The sequence below is a fragment of the Aureimonas sp. AU12 genome (assembly GCF_001463705.1).
GTDB lineage: Bacteria > Pseudomonadota > Alphaproteobacteria > Rhizobiales > Rhizobiaceae > Aureimonas.
The window spans coordinates 1-1355 of record NZ_BBWH01000062.1; the positions used below are offsets into that span (position 1 = coordinate 1).

A 1355-nucleotide genomic window follows, 5' to 3' on the forward strand; every position below is an offset into this window, starting at 1 on the left:
ATGACCAAGGCCGGCGTCCAGGCGACGGTCGCCCTGGCCGGCAGCAATCTGACCTTCAGCACCACGGCAATCGGTGGCAGCGCGACGCTGAAGATCAGCGAAGTGTCGGCGGTGGCCGGCGCGGCGACGATCTCCGTCGCCGACATGGACATCTCGGCGTCCGGCCTCACCTCGAAGGGCGCCATCAGCAAGACGCAGATCTCGGCGGTGCTCTCAGCCTACATCTCGAACGTCAACTCGGCCATCACCAAGGTGACGGAAGCGGCTGCGAACCTCGGTTCGGTCGCCTCGCGCATCGACATGCAGAAGACCTTCGTCAACACGCTGATGGACACGATCGACAAGGGCGTCGGCAACCTCATCGACGCCGACATGTCGGAAGAGTCCACCAAGCTCCAGGCTCTGCAGGTCAAGCAGCAGCTCGGCGTGCAGGCGCTCTCGATCGCCAACCAGTCCTCGCAGAACATCCTGCGTCTGTTCCAGACGTCCTGATCCCGACGTCGATACCGCCGGCATGACGAGGCCCTCGGAACTCCGGTTCCGAGGGCCTTTTTCGTGAGTCGTGCCGCCATCCGGGTCGAGGGATCGACGTCGCAGATCTTTTCGTCAGCCGGGACGGCAGTTTCGCGAAAGTTTCGCGGGGTCCCGCATTCCCTTCATCCGCCGTTAAACGCTTGCCGGTAGATTGGGTGCATAGCGGGTTGATCAACGAAAACGTCAGTTCGATCAAAGGCATGATGCCGTACCGCTATGCTGGACGACCCAGCCTGTCCCCTTTGTATCTCTTCGGGACATCATTCCAATGGCAAGCGTGAACACCAACGCCGCAGCAATCACGGCGCTCCGCACTCTCCAGCAGACCAACAACCAGCTCGACGCGACGCAGAACCGGATCTCGACCGGCCTGAAGATCGGCGAAGCCAAGGACAACGCGGCGTACTGGGCCATCTCCACGACGCTGAAGTCCGACAACAAGTCGCTCTCCACCGTCAAGGACGCTCTGGGCCTCGGCGCCTCGACCGTCGACGTCGCCTATCAGGGCCTGAGCAAGGCCAAGGACGTTCTCGACGAGATCAAGGCCAAGCTCACCGCCGCCACGCAGGACGGCGTCGATCGCGACACGATCCAGCAGGAAATCGGTGAACTGCAGAAGCAGCTCAAGTCGATCGCCTCCTCCTCGGTCTTCTCCGGCGAGAACTGGCTGTCGGTCAATTCCAGCGCCGTCGACTACTCCTCGTCGAAGAACATCGTCGCCTCCTTCGCCCGTGACGCCAGCGGCGCCGTGACGATCGGCACGATCAACGTCAACACCAGCACCGCCTCGCTCTACGACAGCAACTCGACGACGAACGCTC

General features: G+C 62.4%; 1 protein-coding gene and 1 pseudogene. Both read left to right on the forward strand.

All coding sequences use genetic code 11. From position 1 onward, the window contains the following. Positions 1-492: flagellin (locus AUL33_RS21325; protein ID WP_062213342.1), on the forward strand; the 492-nt coding region annotated here is incomplete at its 5' end. A gap of 310 nt (positions 493-802) precedes the next feature. Then, positions 803-1355: pseudogene (locus tag AUL33_RS21330) on the forward strand (flagellin C); the annotation flags it as partial.